Below are 16,959 nucleotides of genomic sequence, written 5' to 3'. Positions count from 1 at the left end.
TAACTGCCAAAATTCTTCGGGTTACTAACAAGGAGTAATTAATGAAAAAGTTGGTCGTTGTCCTTTGTCTTCTATCCTCTTCTGTTTCCTTCGCAGCTAGAAACGTTGCTTCCTACGGCGGCAAAACTGCCAGCATCAATCTGGGCATGAACAGCTCTGCATTGAACATCGGTGGCCGCTTGGAATTTGACGATGCTCAAGGTGCATTGGGTGCTTACTTGTTCCTGCAAACTGAAAAGAAAGATGCAGGCATTCCTCAAGTTCTAAGCTTCGGTGCTCACTCGATGTTGAGACTTGTTGAAGCTTCGAACGTTTCTGCGTTCCTGGCTCCAGGTATCGGCATTTCCATGATCAAAATGGATGGCGCTGATGATAAAACCGTCGTTGGCGCAAGCTTCCGTTACGGTGCTCAGTTCAAACTTCCTAATGGCGCAGGTGCCTTGGGTCTTGAGCGTTTTGAAGCTTGGAACTGGTTCGATGAAGACACGTCTTCCTCTGTTGCATTCACATCCGCTGTTTATTCTTTCAATTTCTAATTAAAGAATTTATCGCGATTCCCCAAAAGCCCGGCTCTGACCGGGCTTTTTTTCGTTTGGCCCCCGAATTTTAAAACGAATCCGTCTCGGGGAATCGTCCCCTTCTCGCTCAAAAGTCGTAGTCATAACGTCAAAGATTCCTCTCATTATTTTATTTCCCTTATGTTTGCTCCCTCCGCTCCGATCAAAGAGTGTCGTTAATTTTTTTTAACATCTGTTCTTCAAAGGGCGTTTATGAAAACTTGGAGTTTAAAAGCAAAACTGACCTTGATGGGACTGTCTGTTGCTCTGCTTGCAGCCACCAGCGGCGCTTTGGGGTTTTTCTTTCTAAATAAAGTCAGTGCCGAGTACGGCATCGTTGCGCACGAAAATCTGCCTTCTCTGAAAGAGCTTGCCGACCTTCGCGCAGCAATTCGCGAGCTTCGAATCCATGTTCGCAGTATTGGACTTGCGGGCAACACGCAGGACGAAGTGAACATTTACATCGAGAAATCCAAGGAACAGATCATCAATCTGGAAAAACACATTGAGGCCTACGAGAAGATTGATCCTGCCGCCAAAGATCGCGCCAGCTATAAAGAGTTCATCGCCGGATGGAATGAATTCAAGTCCTTTGGTGGTGAGGTTCTGGCGATGAGTGCGCACTTCAAAGAAAACGAAGATAAAGTCGTTTCCCTGATCCGCGAAGTATGCCCCGGAAAAGCCCAGAAAATCTATGAGCCCCTTTTGCGTGAAACCACCTATCAGATTCAGTATGCCGATCAGTCAGCCCACATGGCCACAAGTGCTGAAGAGCAGGCGCGCTTTTGGGTGACGGTCTTTGCCGCGGTTTCCATCGTTCTGGCGGGCCTGGTTTCATTCTTTGCCTCCTCATCCATCGCAAGAACTGTAAAGCAGATTTGTGATGCATTGGCAGACAATTCACAAGAAGTGCATAAGGCCGCCAGCTATCTTTCTGAAACCAGCATGACCGTGCAAAACGGCGCAAGCAAAGCCTCTTCGATGCTGGAAGCCAGCACGGCTTCGATCAGTCAGATAGAATCCATCGTGAAAATCAGCAGCGAACGCGCTCTGCTGGCCAAGGTCGCCTCTGAAGATTCCAAGACTTCAGCCGAAGACGGTTCGGGCGCGATCAAACAACTGATGAGCTCGATGGAAAAGATCAGCGACAGCTCCAAAAAAATGCAGGACATCATCAATATCATTGAAGACATTTCCTTCCAGACCAACCTTCTGGCCTTGAACGCCGCAGTGGAGGCCGCCCGCGCCGGGGAAGCAGGTCGTGGATTTGCGGTGGTGGCTGAAGCTGTGCGATCTTTGGCGCAAAGAAGTTCCGTGTCCGCCAAGGAGATCTCTGAATTGATCTCTAAAAGTGCCAGCTACATTGAAGAAGGGGTCTCCAAGGCCGGCCAAAGCCAGGATGTTCTGACTCGTATCCATAAAGACATTGAAAAAGTGTCGTCCTATAATCAGGACATCGCTTCTTCCAGCGAAGAACAGCGTCTGGGTATTCAGCAGGTCTCCGGCGCCTTGGTCAGCCTGGACACCACATCACAAAGCAACACCAAAGCTTCAGAACAGGTTTCCTCCATCGCCAAAGAATTGAATGAAAAAACCGAGGCCGTGGATTCGCTGATTTCTGACTTACGCGGCTTGATCGAGGGCCACAGAGCCGCTTAAGACCAAAAAAAAGGGGCCCCGGGAAAGGGCCCCCTTAACGGAGTACTTGCTAACCGATCAGCTTTAACGCCAACTGGTTTGCTTGATTTGCCTGAGACAGAATCGAAGTTCCTGCCTGCAGTAAAATATTATTTCTGACCATTTCACTGGATGCTGTTGCAACATCAGTATCACGGATACGGCTGTTGGCAGCGGACAGGTTTTCCTGAGTCACACCCAGGTTGTCCACGGTCGATGTCAGTCGATTCTGCAAAGCTCCCAGATAAGCCCGGGTGCCGCTGACATTCGTCTGCGCATCGTCCAGTCGTTTCAATGCTGTTTGTGCCCCTTCTTTCGAAGAGAAATCCAGTCCTTCCAAGCCCAGAGCATCCAGCGTCGCCGCGTGCTCGCCCGCATTAAAGCTGATGCGATCCGCGAAATCGTCGTTGCCGATACCCACTTGGAAATCAAACTTCGGCGCAGAGCCATCCAGCAGTTTGGTCGTACCCCAAGTCGTGGACTTGGCAATACGCTGCATTTCGCTGGTCAGCTGAGTCACCTCTTTATTGAGCATACCGCGCTCGGTTTCCCCGACGGTGTCAGAGGCCGACTGGATTGCCAGTTCGCGCAGACGCACAATAATGTTGCCGACTTCATTCAGGCCACCCTCTGCCGTCTGGATCATCGAAATACCATCGTTGGCATTTCGTTGAGCCTGAGCCGCAGAACGAATCTGTGCCTTCAACCCTTCCGAGATCGCCAAGCCCGCAGCATCATCTGCCGCTTTGTTTATTCGACTGCCCGAAGCGAGTTTGGCCATAGAATCATTTACGATTCTTTGCGAACCCGCCAGATTTCTTTGGGCGTTCAGGGCTGCAATATTGGTTGTTACTCTCATTCCCATCTATTTCCTCGCTACTTCGTCATAACCATGGCTTAGCCTCCTTGAATAGTTGACCGCCTACATCCGAGTTTGCGGTTGTGTTCTGCTGAACTATTCGGGTGATCCAGAAAGCACTTCACGAGACTATGGATTGAATTTTCACCGAACATTAACAACTGGCCAAACCGCGACTGTACCGATGGCCTAGAAAATCCACGAAAACTTGTTTTCTTTAAGCCAAAAATCGATCACGCTGTCTCATAGCGAGAAGGAGCTCTTAATGAAAACATCCCTGATGACCCTGCTGGTTTCCCTGCTGATGATCGGCTGCACCAGCACCCCGAAAAAAAATGAATCAGCTAAAACAGCCTCCGATTTCGTAAGTGCTTTCATTCAAAAACACAACATCCCCGGTGCTTCTGTCGCAATCCTTAAAAATGGCGAGATCGTTCACACTGCCAACTATGGTTTCGCGGATGTCGAAAACAAAACAGCGCCCACCGACACCACTTTGTGGCGCATTGCCAGCGCCAGCAAACCCATCACGGCCATCGCCATGTTCAAAGTGCTGGAAGATTCCGGTGTTGACCTTGAAACAGCTCTGAACAAACCTGTCTTCGGTCCAAGTGGTTATCTGCCAAAGTACCGCCAGATCCGCGATCAGCGCGTTTACAAAATCACCTTGCGTGATCTGCTTCAGCATTCCGGCGGCTGGGATCTGAGCGTCAGCGGTGACCCACAATATGAAGTCTACACCATTGCCAAAAAAATGAAGACAACGGCTCCGGCCAGTGCGGAAACAGTAATTTCTTATGTTTTGAAGTATCAGAAACTGGATGTGGCGCCGGGGAAAGAGTTCCATTACTCCAATCTGGGCTTCAATATTCTGGCTCGTATCATTGAGACCCTGTCCAAAATGCCATATGAAAAATATGTGCAGCAGAAAGTCCTGCAACCCCTGGGCATCACAGATATGAGAATTGCCGGGAACACACTGCAAGACCGCCTGCCAAACGAAGCACGCTATTATGATGATCCCCGCTCTGCACCCAACAAGTCTGTTTTCGACAATAAAACCATGGGGCCTCAATCCTACAACGGCTATGTCTTCCACACAATGGACGGACATGGAGGCTGGCTGGCGACACCGTCAGATCTGGTGAAGATTGCCAATGCGGTGACCCCTTGGAACAAAGGTGTGCAGATTCTAAAACCTGAAACGGTGGCAGTGATGACGGCTCCCGTGACTACCATCGGAAATCCGAATGCCTGCCTGGGCTGGGTGTGCATGGATGGCGGGAAAAATATCGGACACGCCGGAGCTTTGGAAACCGGAACACTTTCCTATTTCACCCGTCACGGTGATGGTTATGCCTGGGCCGTTGTTTTCAACCGCCTGCCGGTACAAAAGCTGGAAGAGATCGGCCTTCTGGGCAAAGAGCTTCTGGATGGCGTGAACGGAAAACTAAAGTAAGTTCTTGCTGTTTTTCAGGTGAGCCCACTCGGCCTCGTACATCGAGGCATCGGGCTTGCGGATCTTTTCGGGTGCAGGGCTGACGTATTCAGCCTTCACCCCGTCCCAACCGACATAGTGACGAGTTCGACCTTCTTGGCCGACTTCAAAGTTCGGTACCAGATAAGTTTTCCCCCCGCCATTGGGAATATCCAAAGACAGATTCGGCATCGCAAGGCCGGACAGGTGACCCCACAGCTCTTTCTGAATTTCCAATGAATCTTCCACAGATGTGCGCAAGTGATCAGTCCCCAACGATGGGTCACATTGGAACATGTAGTAAGGCTTTACACGCAGGAACAACAGGCGGCGGTTCAAGGCCTGCACCAATGCCGGATGATTATTGATGCCATTTAATAGCACCATCTGGTTCATGACCGGAACACCGTTATCCACCAGTCTTTCCAGCGCTTCGACCGCTTCTGCTGTCAGCTCGTCGGGGTGATTAAAGTGCGACATCAAAAACACCGGCTTGTGCTTTTTTAAAATCTGCACAAGTTCATCAGTCACGCGCATCGGGCACACAACCGGCATGCGGGAACCAATGCGGATGATCTCGACGTGTTCAATCGCACGCAAGTCACCCAGCACACGATCCAGTTGCTTGTCACTGACCGTCAGCGGATCGCCGCCGGAAAGAATGACTTCACGAATGCCGGTGTGGGAACGGATATAGGAAAGTGCTTGTTCGTATTCTTCGTTGCGGATGAAGGCCTGCTCTTGACCCGTGAAATGCTTGCGGGTACAGAAGCGGCAATAAACGCTGCAGATGTCTGTAATCAGGAACAACACACGATCTGAATAGCGATGGATCAAACGAGGTGCTGCCTTGTTCTGGCGTTCACCCAAGGGATCGAGCATCTGCTGATCACCTTCTTCGATTTCATATCGATGTGGCATCAGGATCTGGCGGATGGATTGACCGGCATCACCTTTGGCAAGGCTTGCATAATATGGCGTCGTGCGCACGTTGAAGAGCTCTTTCCCACCCACGAACGCCGCCTTTTCATCCGCACTTAATTCAAAGTGCTGGGCGAAATCATCCTGGGTTTTCAGGGAATGGCGAAGCTGCCAGGTCCAATTATTCCAATCGGATTCGGCGATATGTTCAGGCCTAGGGCTTCGCGGGAAATGAAACTTCATGGCTGTTTTATGAAGGAAAGTAGCCCATTTAGCAAGCGGAAGGGCCCTTTTTCCCTCTAAAAGTGACCGAAAGGGGCGCTTTTTCATGCTTTGCCTTTCGCCCCCTTAAACAGCTCTAAATAACTGAAATTGTGCAGGATTAAAGCCTTCTCACGATGGGACACCAGAAGTTCAACAGGGGCCCTCGCCCGTGCAATGAATCTCAACATGAGAACTCTTAGCTATTTCCTGTGTTTAGCGGTGCTGGCACGAACCTCGGGTTTTGGCCCGGCCTTCGCTTTACATAAGTGTAGATAAAAGGGACTGGATGCTCCCTTCATATAGGAGGACTTATGAAATTCACTTACCCGCAAAAGAAATGGGTTCTGACATCGGCTCTGCTGGCTGTCTTGGGATTCAATGTATCGTTCAACACTCATAATGACGGAATTGCTTCCGCTGACTTCGCTTCCACAAGCGGCGATCTGACTGAAAGCAAGGTTTACACCGCTGAAGGTGTGATGCCCGTTAAATACATTGATAACGGTGATGAAGAAGTCCTGGCTTTGGTTCCTAAAAGAACAACTGAAGGTAAAGTCTGCGAAGGCAAGTGTGGTTACGACACTATCGTCCTGAGCGCTAAAAATAAATCTGATATCGATGCACTGAATGTTGAGCTGATGAAAAAATTGGCCGAACAACCGGCTGCTGCGAAAAAGAAAGTAGCTAAAGAAGAAGTGGCGGAGGCAGATGCTGAGGCTACTGGAGAAGAAGAAGTGGTAGCCAAGAAGAAAGTCAGCCCGCTTGATCGCATCATGAAGCGTGACTGTAAATCTTCTTCCGACGACGCTTCATTGTTGGCGTGCGTGAAAGATGCTTATCTTGCGATCCTTGAAGATCCTAAAAAAGCCAAGGACATCACACCGATTGAGGCCCTGGATTTCTACAAAAAAGAAATTCAATCTCGCTTGGTTCGTGAATTGGCAGAAGTTCGCAGAATCACTTCAGCACAGAGAAGAGCTGCAACAAATCCAAGCGCATGGCAGTCCTACAGAGGCTCTGATGACTTCGGAGTTACTGCTACTGACATCAACGATATGATCAAAGAATCCCTGTACATTGTGGAAGACCTGATCACAAAAGTTCCTTCGAAATTCGAAAATGTCCGCTCTCGCGTAATTCAAACAGAGACTGACATCCTGAAATTCGAAGCGGCTCAGATCAAAGCACAAGAAAGCGCTGGTAACTACCCAGAAGCTTCTGCGAAGTTGAGCGAGACCACGTACATGCATGATCTGCTTCAAGCAGTAACCAAGCAGGCTCTGAGCGCAGCTGCAAGCGGCGACCGCATTACAGTAGATCAGGAATCTGCTTACACCAAGTATATGAACGATTTCTCGATCACGCTTGCAAACTTGCTTGCGCAAAAGGTGACTCCAGGAACTGCTCCTCAGATTGATCCATCCATCAATTTGTCGCAGCGCCTGCAGAACCCAGGTCGCACGAACGGCACAACAAGCACAATCGGCACTTTGCCTACGACGCCGACCACTCCAGGAACCATCCCATCAGGGGTTTCTTCAAGAACAGGCGCAACACTGAGCACTCAGCCTCAAGGCCAACTGACAGTGTACCCTAACAGCAGCGGTGGTGTGACTTTCGGAACTCCACGCGATGCAACTGCCGAAGCTTTGCAGCAAAGAGCACTGATCCGCGGTCGTCAGTAATTATCGACTGAAAAAATTGAAACGATCCTCCGAAGGGCCCACGATGGGCCCTTTTTTTCTTTTAGCGCATCATCACGCGCAGACGAACCGGTTCGCCCGGACGAAGAGTCGTCAAATAAGTACGGAAGATATTAACTTTGGCTTTTTGGAAGACGTCGGTTCTTTGCATGCCGAAGCGATAGTCGCCTTCAAGGCGCCAGACCGGTTTGGACCAGCCCTGTTCCGTGATGATTTCAGCTCTTTGGATGCGGGCCCCGTTAGGGTTCATGATTTGGACCATGACTTCCTGATATTCGGCTTTGCTTTTACGCAAAAACACCTGCTGAAAAGTCGGTTGATCAGCAAAAATCATTTCGTTGGCCACTTCCGTCCAGGCCTGAGCTGCAGGAGCTGATAACATCACCAGAGCCAACAAAGACCCTAAAAGCGCTTTCATAGAACCTCCGATTTGAGTTGCTGACCTGATATTACAAAGACAGGGGACAAAGTCTAACTGATTTTGGGCAAAAAAAATCCCGGGGGACTTTCGCCCCCCGGGCCCTGCTCACCACCAAACAAGATGTTTCAAGTAGTCATCAAGCTGTCGTACAAGTTGCAATCGTGCTGTAATCAAAAGCTGATGGCGGCTTTAGATGCAAATCCAAATGTAAACCCGTTATCCAGGTTTCCGTCTGCTCCAGACCCGTTTTTCCAAGCTTCGCCTGGGAACAGAAGACCGACCTGATTCACCCACTGAATTTTATCACTGTGTTTGTAAACCACGTCGATATCCCATTCTAGGCCCAGATCTTTTGTAGAATCAACAGAAGAATTCTGGGTCTGCATCAATTGTGCATAAACCAGAGTGTTGCGAAGGTCGACTTTTTCGGACCAGGCATAGTTCACGGATGGAGCAAGGTAAATTGCGTTGCTCACGTATTCGTCATCCGCAGAATTTCCAACAGTCAGGTTCGTATTGGAACGATAAGCGTTGGTATTCAGGAAGTCTTTCATGCCCAAACGATGATTGAACAACAACATCGCCACATCATAGTTCTGATTGAAGGCATAACCACCGAAACCGGAAGAACCACCGTCTTCACCCGTCGCCATACCAGCACGAACTCTGTAATCCCATTTGGATTCTTTAGCCGGAACTTCGAATTCCAAAGCCACACCGAAACCATTCAAGGACACAGAATCACCACCTGCGGTCAAAACACCTGTTTCACCGCTTTGGAAACCGGCTTCCAATTTGAAACCGAAGGAATCAAAACCGCGTCCAAACACCACGTTGGTGCGCTGAACGTTCATGCTTTCGCCAACAGTCGCGCCTGCGCCACCGATAGCTTCAACCTGATCCGGAGTTTGGTAACCCAAAGCCTCTTTCACACCTTTGGAAGTTTCCTGATAAACGCCCAAAGTGGTTTTGTTTTCTGCATTTTCATACTGAAGGTGCAAACCCATTGTGGAAATAGAACCACCCTGACCGTAGCCAGTGGACTGTTTGCGGCCCAAAGAAGGCATGAAGAACCAGTCTCCAACCACGATTTTGTAACCCACGATATCGCGAGTGTCATACCAGTGGTCGAACAGCCCTTTGCCGGCGTTGTAAGTCATACCCAAACCGAACTCAAACGGTGTACGACCCACGACCAAAGCGCCATATTCCTGATTCACTGTCAAATAAAGCTGGCTGACACGAACGTTGGTGGAACCTTGGTTCGAGGAAGAAGCCGCAGCCGTGTTGGAGTTCAAACCCCAGATTTCACCCAATTGAGAATTCGGATAATCCGCGCTGTTCAGGATATCAAAACGGGAAACAACGTTCACACCGTCAGCCGCGATAACGGTCGGGCTTAGATAAAGATAGTTGGTGCCGTAAGCTTTTCTTTCCGTTGGGGTACCCAAAGACGGACGGTCAATCTCAGTCCATTCAAAGCGGTAACCACCGCTCCAATCCAAAGACAGGGCGTGAGCCGCCGGAGTCGCCAATGCGACAGAAAGACCCAGTGCTTTCAAAAAGTTCTTTTTCAACATCTTCATTCCTTTACTTGGAAACCACGCCCATCACGTCCGCTTCACGCAGAATAATGAGGTCTTCATTTTGAATTTTGATTTTAGAACCGGCATATTCAGAGAACACAACTTTGTCCCCGACTTGCACGTCCATAGGACGCACATGACCTTTTTTGTTCATGTGCCCGCGTCCAACAGCCACCACGAAACCTTGCATGTTTCCGGAAGTGTCAGCCACAGAGTCAGGAATATACAAACCACCCGCAGTCATTTTCTCGGCACCAGAAACCTGAACCATCAGACGGTCGTCCAATGGAGTGACAAAGCCACTCAAATCCAGTTTTTTAACAGGGGCAGATTCACGCACCAAGTGAGCGGTTGGCATAGCGACTTTTGGAGCTGCCGCTTTAGCAGGTTTCGCTACCGCCTTCTTTGCCACAGGTTTGGCAGCTTTCACTGCCTTTTTAGCGACCGGCTTCTTCGCCACGGCCTTTTTCACCGCAGGCTTTTTGGCAGCAGCTTTTTTAGCTGGTGCTTTGGCAGCGGTTTTCTTGGCAGGAGCTTTCTTTTTTGCGGGAGCTGGTTTTTTAGCGGCTTTTGCAGGAGATTTTTTTACGCCGCTTTTTTTGACGGTCTTTTTAACGACCTTTTTTACACTGGCTTTTTTAGCAGAAGATTTCTTCTTAGCCACAAACAATCCTTTCACAAAGGCAACTTATGAAAAACATTTTCAAAGGTTGTTCACCGAGTGAGTTTCGTACTACTCTGTCATCTATGATGCGACCACGATTAAAGACTATTTTATTGGCTTTTACAATCCTTCTGACGCTTGTAATCATCTGCGGACTTGGGATTGGCGTCTATTCCTACTTTGCACTGGAAAAGGAACTGACCTCCAAGCTGGAGTCAAAAAAGTTCATCGTCCCGACTGAATTTTACGCAGCTCCACCGACTTTCCAGTCACACAGTCTGATTCAGATTTCCGACATCGAAAAACAGCTCCTGCGTCAGAACTATCGTCGCCGCGAGTTCGATCAACGATTGCTGTCTGGAGATTACTTTATTGCCACACGTGAGCAGTGCGCCGCCCGACTGCAGGTGGGGTTGGACGAAAACCAGGATGCCTGCATCGGCTGGGTCACGCAAGACACCCGCACTCAGGATGTTGACAGCTCCATTCAAGTTTTGGTCGTGCAAAAAGATCGTTTGATTTCCCGCATCTTCAAGGGCGCACCCTTTGAAGAAGTGCAAGAGGCCGTCAGCGAAGCTCCCCTTCTTGCTCAATATATTGGCAACGAACCCCTGATGCAAAAAACCGTCACCCTTGGTGAAGTTCCCCCGATGTGTTCCAATGCGGTGATGTCCATCGAAGACGCCCAGTTCCTGGAGCATGGCGGAGTCAGCTTCAAAGGCATCTTCCGCGCCCTGGTAAAAAACGTCACTTCCGGTCGCCGTGCCCAAGGGGGCAGCACCATCACTCAGCAGTTGGTGAAAAACTATTTCCTGACCAGCGAAAGAACCCTGAAAAGAAAATATCAGGAATTCATCATGTCCGTGCTGCTTGAGTCCCGCTTCAGCAAAGACCAGATTCTGGAAACTTATCTGAACGTGATCTATCTGGGACAAAATGGTGCATTTCAAGTGCGTGGTTACGGCGCTGCCGCCCGCTACTATTTTGGCAAAGAACTGACCGATCTGAACATCAGCGAATGCGCGTTGATGGCGGCGATCGTGAACAGTCCGGGACTTTACAATCCGTTCAAAAAACCTGAAAACGCCGAGCGCCGTCGCAATCTGGTTCTGACGAAAATGAAGGGCCTTGATTACATTTCCCAAGCCCAATTTGACGAAGCCGATCGCCAGCCACTTCCGGGCGCCCCGCGCACTATCGCTTCAGAGACAGCCCCCTACTATCTGGATGCGGTTCGCAAACAACTGACGGCTCAGGGACTCAGTCCCGATGGGTTGAAAATCTATACCGGCCTTGATCTGGAGGCGCAGGAAACCGCGCAGGATGCTTTGCGTGGCCACCTTGAAAATCTGGAGAAAAACAATAAACACATCTCCGGTCTCAAAGCCAAAGGTCATTCTTTGGAAGGCACCGTTCTGGTTGGCAACAATCAAACAGGTTTGGTCAGCGTGGTTGTCGGCGGCCGCAACTTCCGCATGACCCAGTTCAATCGAGCCATCGATGGGCACCGTCAGATCGGCTCGATCATGAAACCCTTTGTTTACCTGACGGCCCTGCTGAACAAAACCGAAACCGGTGAACCATACACTCCGGTGACTTTATTGAATGATGAAAAGTTCACTTACAAGTATGAAGGTCAGGCCTGGTCCCCGGAAAACTACGGCAAGAAATTCTTCGGCACAGTTCCGATGTTCTATGCACTGAAAAATTCCCTGAATGCTGCCACCGCCAGCTTGGGACTGGCTGTGGGCTTGGGGAACGTCATTGATGTGACCCATGAAATGGGTGTGACTTCACAGCTTAAATCATTCCCGGCGATGACTTTGGGTGCATTTGAAATGTATCCGAAAGAGGTTTTGCAAAGTTATATGACCCTGGCAGCCATGGGGCAAAAGCCCGCGCTGTCTTTTATCAGACGCGCTTTGAATTCAGACAATGTTGAAGTCTTCGTGCATGATCCCCGTCCGACAGCAACCGTCGATCCTGCCGCAGTGGCAAGTCTGGTCAGCATGATGAAACAAACCATTTTATCAGGCACTGCCCGTTCGATCACTTTGAACGGGTTCTTCAACCCGGCAGCCGGCAAAACCGGCACAACCAGCGACAACAAAGATGCGTGGTTTGCAGGCTTCACCCCTTATATCACAACTGTGGTGTGGGTTGGTTACGACAACAATCTTCCACATAAGCTGACAGGTTCGAATGGCGCCGTGCCGGTGTGGACCCAGTTTATGAAAAAGATCGGCACGCGATTCCCGGCAGATGATTTCCCATGGCCGGAAAATACGGAAAAAGTAATGCTGGATCAAAAGACACTTGAAGCTTTAAATGCCTACAAGGAAGGTGATCCAACTCAAGTGGAACTCGTATTTGACAAGGCCAAATCCCCCGACCTTTGATCTGAAAACCGCTCCCAGAGCGGCGGACGCGGCTTCGTCTGATAGAATTGACGAATGAATAGAATTCTTTTCGTCGTTCTGTGTGCCGGAGCTTTGACCTTGACGGGCTGTAATCATTTTGGCATCGCGTTCAAGTGGGCTGATACCTACATCGCTTCGAAGGTTGATGACTATTTTGATATTTCAAGTTCACAAAACCGGGACCTGAAAAAAGGCGTGCAAAAGGATCTTGATGAAATCAAATCCGACGTTCTGCCCCAATGGATCGCACGCCTCAAAGGACTTCAGCAAGAGGTGCAAAAAGGGACTTTAGATTCATCCCGAACCAGTTTCTATTTTGATCTTTTCCTGAAGGACGTTGAGCAAATCAATGCCCGTTTTGCCGACACCGCCGGACGCTTCCTTTCCTCGACAGAACCCAAGCAGCTAGACACCTTCGCGCGGGAATTTGAAAAGAAAACCCAGGCCGATCTGGATAAGTTCCATCAGACCTCCAAATACCGCAAAGAGATGCGCAACAAGTACACCGAATACTTTGAAATGTTCCTGGGTTCCCTGACATCAGAGCAGGAAAAAATGATCGATGCCCACCTGACCTCATCCCCCTTTCCCGGCGAACTGAAGGCACGCAATAAAAGCCACATTCTGACCCGCTATCAGCAGCTGATGACCACCCCCGAGGCGAAACGTGAGTTCCTGAAGACTTACTACAACAATCCCGCCGCCATGGATCTGCCAGAATACCAAACAGCCTTCAGTGAATACAAACTGCAGCTGCAAAAGCTGGTGATCGAAGTTCTGGGATCGATGGACTTGAAACAGAAAAAGAATCTGATCGAAAATCTGAATGAGAAAACAGCACAGTTGGAAAAAATAGCAAAGGCGGGTTGAACCCCGCCTTCTTCTTTAAAGTTTGATTTCCATGCCTTCGTGGGCAAAGTCCCACTCCACCGGCGGAAGTGAGTTCTGGTTCGCCGAGGCGAAACGCTGACGGGATTCAAAGTACTCCTTCGTCTGACGTTTCAGCTCCTGAACATGTTCAATGCGCGCCCCCGGATCGTGGTGGGCAAACATGACTTTCTGAATGCCTTCACGAATGGCAATATCCAAACCCACCTGAGCGGCACTGTGGCCCCAGTTGGCTTTTTCCGCCAGCTCCGGCAGGGTGTATTGCGCATCGAAGTACATCAGGTTCACGTTCTGATAAAGCGGCAGGTCTTCACCCAGCTCTTCGCGGGTGATACGAGTGCCCTCAGTATCCACACAGTGAGCGTAAGCCTTGCCACCACACTCCACTTTCAGGCCCCAGCACGGATCCGGATGATCCAGCTTGTAGGGGGTGATCGTCATGTCCTCAAGCTGATAAGGCTTGCGTGGCTCCATGACATGGAAATGGATCTTGGCTTTCAAGGCCTCAAACGGCACCGGAAAGTACGGACGCTGGAAGATCCCGCGGATCAGTTTTTCCAGCTCGGGCTGCACAGCATAGTAGTGGACTTCGCAGCCCGGAATAAAATGCGGAGTAAAGAATGGCAGACCGATCACATGATCCCAATGGAAATGAGTCATGAAGATATGGAACGGCCCCTTGCCGCGACCGGTAGTGCCGGTCATGATCCGTTCACTCAGATTGCGAATGCCGCTGCCGCCATCAAGGATCAACTGTCCTTTGGGGCTTTGAATTTCCACGCACGTCGTTGCAGCACCATAGCCGCCGACCTGAGGCACATCCAAACTTTGAATATAGCGGGAAATCTGGGATGGGTCGCGATAGCCCGCCGAGAAGAAGTTTCTAAGAACTCCTTCCACATGATAAGTCCAGTCCGTGGGTGGAGGTGCGGATGGCAGAGAGCCCCTTACCCCCCAAAATTTTACCGTGAGCGACATATATGGAACAGGATGAACTGTTTAGAAACACGAATCAATCTACATATTATTGGGTCGGGCTTTTGTCATAATTCACAATCACAAATTCAGACGATGGTATAGCCTGACAGGTGCGAACAACTCGACTTACCTCTTTATTTTCAGAGGTGGTTCCCTGCTCAATCAGGGCTTCGCAAGTTCCGCAATTGCCTTCCATACATGAGTACGGTGGGTTCAAGCGGGCGATCAAAGCCACATCCAGAAGCGTGCGTCCAGACTCTGCTTCGACTTCATATTCACGACCATTGAGGATGTATTTGATCTTCATTCTGTCATCACATCATCGCTGGGGGTGTACCGCCAAATACTTTCTACTGCTAAGCGGTATTTACCGGTAATTAAGCCCAATAGAGTTTTTACTTTGTGTTTTGAAAGATTCTTTACTACCACTCTTGCGGAGTTGTAACGTGCCCCGAAGTTACGGAACTCGCAGAGCGGCATAGATGACCGCTGTTTAATTCAAGGATGTATGTAGAGGAGAGCTTATCATGCTCAAAAAACGTGTTCTGACTGCCGCTTTGGCCGCAGCCCTTTCACTGATGATCACTTCCCCGGCCCAAGCTGGTTGGGAAGTTCTTAAACCTGCCAATGCCTGGGAAAAGATCAAAAAACAGGTGGCGAAACAGGAAATCGGCGGCAGCCTGACCCTGGTAAATGCAGATATCATCGACGGTATCTCCACTTCCCTTCGCTACAAAATTGAATCCGAGCCTTCTTATGTTGATGGCTACTACACTCGTATCGACAAATACATCATGGATTTCGGCGTGGATATCGGTGACCTGATCAACGATATGGACAGCCCGGTCAGCTTCGGCATCAACAAAGGCACTGAAATCATCTTTGCCCGTCAGTTCAAATCCCAAAAGGACTCTTTGCTGACTTTGCCATACACAATGAGAAACCTGCCTTTGACGGCAGAAAAAGCCATCACCCGTCTGGTGCCTGGTGATTTCGTGGCATTTGAAGGCAAAATCAGCCTGATCCTTTCTTTGGGCTATGACACCCTGAAAGGCTCCTTCGAGGCTGGTGCATCCACACACGCTTACCTGTCCGGCAACTTCATGGTTCACCTGTTCCGAATGGCCGACAATAAAATGCGCGTGAAACTGATCGCCGTTCGCGGCGAAGGCGTCGGTGCCAATGCCGGTGTTGAAGTGGAAGACCTGGAAGTTCTGGGTGTGAACCTGATCGACAACCGCATTGAAAAATGGCTGAACTTCGTGCCTTTAAAAGCCAGCGCTGGTTTGGGCAAAAACGACGTGATCATGCTTGATTACGTATTTGACCTGGACAACGCGCAAGCGGCTCAAGCCTACGACGGTCTGATGCAGAACAAAGTGATGTTCAAGGATGTTAAAATCCTGAATCCTCTGGCGTCCCGCAAAGATCTTCAGAACCAGCTTCTGGCTGACCTGACGGATGTTGAAGCCATCACGATGGAAGACGCGCAAGCTCCGGCTCAGCAGCGTCGTATCGACCGCGTGTTCAAAGGTTCTTCTGAAGGCGTGTTCCGCGATGCGAAGACCAAGTTCTCTTTGAGCCTGCTGAAATTCGAAGCCGGTCGCGCTTACGGTGAAAACAAGGTTCTTTCCTTCGACAAAAAAGATCAGGAAAGACACTTCCTGCTGGATACTTTCTCTAAATACAAAAAGTCCAAAATCCTGTTCGGTCTGTTCGGTGAAGAGACTTTGGCGACTTCCAACTTGCTGTTCACTTCTAACAACAAATGGGCACCTCAGCGTTTCGTAACCCTGACTTCCAGCAACGAAATGAAAATGCGTGACGTTTCCCCGCGTGATTTCCGCGAGATCCAAAAGATCGTTCAGGAAACTATCGGCCAGCAGGAATACAACAAAGTTCCTTGGCACCTGTGGACCTTTGAAAACGGCAAGATCGTGAATGGTTACTTCAAACAGGAAGTCTTCTTCAATCCGGATGCTTTGGCTTACCTGCCATACATGACGAAAGAAGCCTTTGTAGCGAAGTTCAAAGCGTACATCGCTACCAAAAGCCGTCCCCGTTCCACACCGATCATTGGTGGCCTGATCCCGCCTAAAGGTGCGATCGGCAACTGGATGGCAGCATTCACGGGCGATATCAAGCGCATCGCAGACCGTCTGCAGATCATCATCAATCCGGCAACCACAGTTGAAAAACGCTTCGAAGCGTTTGAAGACCTGCAGGAAATCGGCATTTGGCGCGAACGCGGCGTGGGCTTCCTGATGTCTTTGGTTCCAGAAACATCGCAGCACCAGTTGATGCGCTATGAAATGGTGTTGTCTGCAAAAGGCACCACACCGATCCAGTACAGCTTCGGCACTTTTGCTGAAGAAAGCCTGTATCGTTCCCTGATGTACATCCAGAACATCATCCACAACCGCAGCTTCGACCTGCGTCTGTTCACGGATGATGCTGGTGAGTACCGCACTCACACCAAACCAGCACCGCTGATGTAATTGTTTATAAAAGATGAAATTCAGAATCCCGGGTTGTGAAAGCAAT

At 49.7% G+C, this 16,959-nt stretch carries 14 protein-coding genes; 7 read left to right on the top strand and 7 right to left on the bottom strand.

Annotated elements, in window-relative coordinates; translation table 11 throughout:
* Window positions 1-41 precede the first annotated feature (41 nt).
* Complete coding sequence (locus tag ACNQKP_RS06695) at window positions 42-536, top strand: hypothetical protein (protein ID WP_417863666.1); 495 nt, start codon at window positions 42-44, stop codon at window positions 534-536.
* 234 nt (window positions 537-770) lie between these two features.
* Window positions 771-2,216, top strand: a complete 1,446-nt coding sequence (locus ACNQKP_RS06690) for a methyl-accepting chemotaxis protein (protein WP_417863664.1) — start codon at window positions 771-773, stop codon at window positions 2,214-2,216.
* A gap of 49 nt (window positions 2,217-2,265) precedes the next feature.
* Here ACNQKP_RS06690 and ACNQKP_RS06685 read toward each other — a convergent pair whose 3' ends face one another.
* On the bottom strand, window positions 2,266-3,099 hold the full coding sequence (locus ACNQKP_RS06685; protein WP_011165687.1) for a flagellin: 834 nt from the start codon (window positions 3,097-3,099) through the stop codon (window positions 2,266-2,268).
* Window positions 3,100-3,358: 259 nt separating this feature from the next.
* Here ACNQKP_RS06685 and ACNQKP_RS06680 point away from each other — a divergent pair, with 259 nt between their 5' ends.
* Window positions 3,359-4,552, top strand: coding sequence for a serine hydrolase domain-containing protein (locus tag ACNQKP_RS06680; protein ID WP_417863663.1), 1,194 nt, complete (start codon window positions 3,359-3,361; stop codon window positions 4,550-4,552).
* On the opposite strand, the gene ACNQKP_RS06675 is transcribed toward ACNQKP_RS06680, so the two are convergent.
* Window positions 4,544-5,734, bottom strand: a complete 1,191-nt coding sequence (locus tag ACNQKP_RS06675) for a KamA family radical SAM protein (RefSeq protein WP_417863661.1) — start codon at window positions 5,732-5,734, stop codon at window positions 4,544-4,546. The two genes, ACNQKP_RS06680 and ACNQKP_RS06675, sit on opposite strands and share 9 nt — an antisense overlap.
* A 332-nt stretch (window positions 5,735-6,066) precedes the next feature.
* Between ACNQKP_RS06675 and ACNQKP_RS06670 the strand changes: the two genes are divergently transcribed.
* The gene (locus ACNQKP_RS06670; RefSeq protein WP_417863659.1) at window positions 6,067-7,440 is read left to right on the top strand and encodes a hypothetical protein; all 1,374 of its coding nucleotides are present in this window, start codon (window positions 6,067-6,069) and stop codon (window positions 7,438-7,440) included.
* Between the two features lie 61 nt (window positions 7,441-7,501).
* Here the strand turns inward: ACNQKP_RS06670 and ACNQKP_RS06665 are convergent, their stop codons facing one another.
* The 3 genes from ACNQKP_RS06665 to ACNQKP_RS06655 all read right to left on the bottom strand — a co-directional run bounded on the left by ACNQKP_RS06665 (window position 7,502) and on the right by ACNQKP_RS06655 (window position 10,129).
* Window positions 7,502-7,876: a hypothetical protein gene (locus ACNQKP_RS06665; RefSeq protein ID WP_088564184.1), complete on the bottom strand. Its 375-nt coding sequence runs from the start codon at window positions 7,874-7,876 to the stop codon at window positions 7,502-7,504.
* 173 nt (window positions 7,877-8,049) lie between these two features.
* Window positions 8,050-9,459: a hypothetical protein gene (locus ACNQKP_RS06660; protein WP_417863657.1), complete on the bottom strand. Its 1,410-nt coding sequence runs from the start codon at window positions 9,457-9,459 to the stop codon at window positions 8,050-8,052.
* A 10-nt stretch (window positions 9,460-9,469) separates the two neighbouring features.
* Entirely contained in the window at window positions 9,470-10,129 is a 660-nt protein-coding gene (locus tag ACNQKP_RS06655) for a co-chaperone GroES (protein WP_417863656.1), read from the bottom strand.
* Between the two features lie 113 nt (window positions 10,130-10,242).
* Between ACNQKP_RS06655 and ACNQKP_RS06650 the strand changes: the two genes are divergently transcribed.
* A complete protein-coding gene (locus ACNQKP_RS06650; RefSeq protein ID WP_417863654.1) occupies window positions 10,243-12,528 on the top strand; it encodes a transglycosylase domain-containing protein in 2,286 nt (761 codons plus the stop codon).
* A gap of 54 nt (window positions 12,529-12,582) precedes the next feature.
* The gene (locus ACNQKP_RS06645; protein ID WP_417863652.1) at window positions 12,583-13,419 is read left to right on the top strand and encodes a DUF6279 family lipoprotein; all 837 of its coding nucleotides are present in this window, start codon (window positions 12,583-12,585) and stop codon (window positions 13,417-13,419) included.
* Between the two features lie 15 nt (window positions 13,420-13,434).
* On the opposite strand, the gene ACNQKP_RS06640 is transcribed toward ACNQKP_RS06645, so the two are convergent.
* Together ACNQKP_RS06640 and ACNQKP_RS06635 are read right to left on the bottom strand one after the other, a co-directional pair.
* Complete coding sequence (locus ACNQKP_RS06640; protein WP_417863651.1) at window positions 13,435-14,337, bottom strand: MBL fold metallo-hydrolase; 903 nt, start codon at window positions 14,335-14,337, stop codon at window positions 13,435-13,437.
* Between the two features lie 124 nt (window positions 14,338-14,461).
* Entirely contained in the window at window positions 14,462-14,722 is a 261-nt protein-coding gene (locus ACNQKP_RS06635; RefSeq protein ID WP_417863650.1) for a 2Fe-2S iron-sulfur cluster binding domain-containing protein, read from the bottom strand.
* A 220-nt stretch (window positions 14,723-14,942) separates the two neighbouring features.
* Here ACNQKP_RS06635 and ACNQKP_RS06630 point away from each other — a divergent pair, with 220 nt between their 5' ends.
* Window positions 14,943-16,913 (top strand): hypothetical protein, encoded by a 1,971-nt coding sequence (locus ACNQKP_RS06630; protein WP_417863648.1) that lies wholly within the window; start codon window positions 14,943-14,945, stop codon window positions 16,911-16,913.
* The last annotated feature ends 46 nt before the right edge of the window (window positions 16,914-16,959 follow it).

This window comes from Bdellovibrio bacteriovorus, from assembly GCF_048286975.1.
Classification (GTDB): domain Bacteria; phylum Bdellovibrionota; class Bdellovibrionia; order Bdellovibrionales; family Bdellovibrionaceae; genus Bdellovibrio; species Bdellovibrio bacteriovorus_H.
Note: the sequence above shows the minus strand (reverse complement) of the source record. Positions and strands in the feature narration are given on the sequence as shown.